Source organism: Sulfurimonas sp., assembly GCF_026196735.1.
Classification (GTDB): Bacteria; Campylobacterota; Campylobacteria; order Campylobacterales; family Sulfurimonadaceae; genus Sulfurimonas.
In genome coordinates, this window is record NZ_JAPHUF010000011.1 from 1 (window position 1) to 4,303 (window position 4,303).

Genomic DNA, 4,303 nt, shown 5'->3' on the forward strand with positions numbered 1-4,303 from the left:
GCTACTGCATCTGCATTTACTACATCGCTTGTATCTTCTGCTATTGCATCTGTTGTATCTTCTGCTGTTGTAGCTTCATCACTTGCCGGTGTGTTTACGATTTGGGCTACTGTAGCCTCATCACTTGCTGGAGTATTTATTATTTCTGCGGTTGTTGCCTCAGGTATTGCATCTGTAGTATTTTCATCAATTGTAGATTCATCACTTGCAGGAGTATGAACCACATCATTTGTTGTATCTTCAGGCACAGCATCTGTCGTATCTTCTGCAACTGTATCTTCTGCTACTGCATCTATAGTATCTTCTGCTGTTGTATCTTCAGGCACAGCATCTGTCGTATCTTCTGCTATTGTGTCTTCGTCAACTGCATCTACTGTATCTTCATCTACTGTATTTTCTGCTACTGCATCTGCATTTACTACATCGCTTGTATCTTCTGCTATTGCATCTGTTGTATCTTCTGCTGTTGTAGCTTCATCACTTGCCGGTGTGTGTATTACATCCCCTACCGTATCTTCCGCTACTGCATCTATAGTGCTTTCTGCAGTTGTGTCTTCTGGTATTGCATCTATAGTGTTTTCTGCTGTAGTATCTTCCGCCACCGCATCTATAGTGCTTTCAGGTATTGTTTGTTCAGGTGTAGTGTCTTCTGTAACAACATCGTTTGTTTGCTCATCAACAGTATCTTCGTCTATAGTTTGCTCATCTGTTGTATCTTCAGAAGTTCCGGCACGACGGACATCTTCTCTATAAGTTTCTATATCTACTTCTGGTGTAGTATCTTCTACATTAACATGTGGATTTACATTTTGCGTATATACATTATCTTCTTCTGCAGCATCCCTATTTTCTGCATAACGATCATCATCTCCAAGACCTTTTATATCTTCTGATGATTCACTTTGAAACACTTTAGTGATTTTTGCATCAATATCGGTAGCTGCATTGTTTGTTTGTGCAAAATTTACATCTATATTCTCGCTAGATTCTTCTGTATTTTCTTCTTCAGCAGCAGTTTCTATGCTTTCTGGTTTAATATCACCATACTCCTCTAATAGAGCTTGTATGGAGTCTTTTACAGTTACAGTCTCTTCTTTTGTAAACACTTCAGATGAAAGAGATGAATCAAATAATTGTTTAGAGTTGCCACCTATGCTGATATTACTTCCATCATTTAAAGAGACAGTAATATTATTTTTTGGCACATTGTCTGCGCTACCTATAACAGACTCGCCATCATAAATCTCATCCCCTTGTGAAATATCTCTTAAGGGGCTATCAGTACCTTTTGCATAAAATTTACCATCAATGTTCGAAACTTTTCCAATTATACTTGACATGTCATGCTCCCTATAAATAGTTTAATTATTATAATAATATTATAAATCGTAATATTATTATATTGTACTTAGGTACAATATGTAGACATTTGCTTAATTTAAATAGAGTATAATGCTCAAATACGCATAAAAAGAGACAATTATGAAAAAAATAAGAGAAGCTATAATATCTTTGGACATAATGCCAAAAGAAACATATGAGAAGTTTAATAAATTTTCAAAACTACAAAATGCTTCGGCCGATGAAATTTGGAAACATTATCCATCTACCGGACTTAATAATTACGATAAAAATACGATGGTTTTAGAAGCTTCTATAATTGAAACATACCTTTTAATTAATTATCTTAGAGATAACAATATCAGGCCTAGACTTTGGCACAATAATCCACTTTTTATTCATAATGAAAAACTGCTGAGAATAAAAGGTGAAGAAATTATAGAAGAACCTTTAGAAAACTTATACTTTGTTTCAATCAGAGAGGCACTTTCTCATCCATTTTTTAGAATATTGAAAATTATTTTGCAGCAAAAAGGCGGGGATTTGGTTAAGCCAAATATACAGACAATGGAAAATGCCGGATGTATGAATAAATTTTATGCCAAAAGAGAACTCTACAATCAAAGAGAAAAATATCTTGGTGATGTAATCATACCTTTTAATATAACTACAAGAGATCATCATACATTTATGAAATATGTCAAAGAGCATCTAGGAAATAAAATAGTTTTGAAAAAAGACTGTGTTCAAGAGGGAAAAGGCGTTATATTTAAAGACTTGAGCAGAGAGAATCAAATGGAGAGTATCTCTAAAATATTAAACTCACATAAAACCAAAGACAGAGAAGTCTTGATATCATCAGCTTATGAAATAGAGAGAGAATATAGATGTTATTTTACACAACATGATGATGTTAAAACGGTTTACTCTATAAAACAGAGAGTAAACTCTGAGAATATTGATGTGTATAATCAAGATGACATAACCATATATAAAAATATAGATGTTAAGTGGCACGAAGTCAAAACTAACACAGACATTTTTAAATTTGGATCACAATTAACAAAAGAGATGCTTGATAGTTTAAGTTTTGATACAGGCTGTTTGGAGTTTGCAAAAACCACAGACGGCAAAATTGTATTTTTTGAAGTAAATCAGATGGCAGGACCACTCCCGTTTGCAGGAGAAGATACCGAGAATATGACTAAATATTACTACAGTATCTTTGACAACATGTTTAAATAGTTTTTATTAACTCTCATCAACCTGAATCTGTGTATTTACTTCAATTGTTACATCTAAACCGCTATCGGTTACCCCTGTATATACATCATATACTGCACCGCTTTCACTCTCTGTTTGAAAATCACCTAGAGTCCACTCACCAGAACCATTAGCGGTTGTATCTAAAGATATATGATCAGATGCATCACCATCTATTCTAATAACATTGCTATCGGTTACACTAATAACATCTTCAAGTGTTATTGATGTAATATTTTGAGTGCCATCACCTAAATTAATAGCTTCTATATTTGAGACTTTACCATCTAGAGCACTTAAATCAACATCCATATCTTCATTTATTATCAAGGTGTCAAGCCCTTCGCCACCATCAATAGTGTCATTAATATCAAAGACTATGCTATCATCCCCGGAACCTGCATTTATCGTATCGGCTCCTAAACCACCATCTATGTAATCATTTCCTGCACCTGCATCAATAGTATCATCCCCAGCACCTGAGATAATAGAGTCAGCACCATCAGTTGGTATTACTGTAGCTACTACCTCTGCATCATTACCATCACTCTGTATATTCAGCGTTACCGTTGCTGTGTCAGTTCCGCCATTGCCGTCACTCACTGTATATATAAAACTTGCTTCACCATTGTAGTTTGCTGCTGGAGTAAATGCTACATTTCCATCTGCATCTAAACTTACACTACCATGTGTATCAGCTGTTGCCGTTACTCCTATAATTGTCAGTGCATCACCTTCTACATCCGTATCATTCACAAGTATGTCAGCTTTATCTATAACTATGCTAGTGTCTTCTTTTATTGTGCTTTGAACAAACTCCAAATCACCTGTAAATTTTATTTGATATGGACCTATATCTTGTTCTAAATTATAATTACTACCATTCTCTGCATTGTTATTTTGATCATTTGCTACCTCGGCTTCAGTGATATTCCAAGAACCAATAGAAAGAGTATATTCTCCTGCAGGCAAATTGTTGAGGCTGATATACGAATCTTGTATATGTCCATAATAATCATTTGTTGAACCATCAGCTGTTCCAAGGTTACTATCATCATTCACAGCCACCTGTGAACCAGATGAATTATACAATCTCATCATAGTATCTATATGGTCTTTTGTTCCATCACCATCGATATCAGTGAAGTTTGTCCCACTTTCTGTCAGTGTATCTATAGTAAGCGGCCCACCGTTGTGTGTAAATGTATAATGGTCAATACTTGATAATCTAGCACCCTCACTTACTATTTCACCTCTAACTGTTACACTATCATCTGTCGTAGATACTATCTCTGCATTTTGAGGCAATACCGTTTGTACTGTTGTTACAACATCATCTACAGCTACGGGATTGTCGTTTGTCGCATCTACAGTTAGTGTTATTGTCTGAGTCGCAGTAGCCCCATCATTATCTGTCACGGAAATATTTACCGTATCTGTACCATTATAATCTGCATTTGGAGTATATGTAATATCCCCATTCTCTGCTATTGTCACTACTCCGTTATTTGCTGTCAGCGTACTTGTATCTATTGTTCCATCTATATCAGAAGCATTTGCTATTACCTGTGCTGTATCTTCTGTTAAACCTTCCATAACTACTGAAGTTATAGCTCCGCTTTCAAGAGTAGCATCATGCCCATTTCCTGATTTGTCTTCTAATGGATTACTTCCCTCAAAGTCATAATGAGCTACAAGA

General features: G+C 35.4%; 3 protein-coding genes. 1 reads left to right on the plus strand and 2 read right to left on the minus strand.

Going from position 1 to position 4,303, the window contains the following annotated elements; all coding sequences use genetic code 11:
* Positions 1–1,340, minus strand: a 1,340-nt coding sequence (locus OQK60_RS06245; RefSeq protein ID WP_297685212.1) for a hypothetical protein, incomplete at its 3' end; no start/stop codon positions are given.
* A gap of 142 nt (positions 1,341–1,482) precedes the next feature.
* Here OQK60_RS06245 and OQK60_RS06250 point away from each other — a divergent pair.
* Positions 1,483–2,586, plus strand: a complete 1,104-nt coding sequence (locus tag OQK60_RS06250; protein WP_297685214.1) for a hypothetical protein — start codon at positions 1,483–1,485, stop codon at positions 2,584–2,586.
* A gap of 6 nt (positions 2,587–2,592) precedes the next feature.
* Here OQK60_RS06250 and OQK60_RS06255 read toward each other — a convergent pair.
* Positions 2,593–4,303, minus strand: a 1,711-nt coding sequence (locus tag OQK60_RS06255; protein ID WP_297685216.1) for a DVUA0089 family protein, incomplete at its 5' end; no start/stop codon positions are given.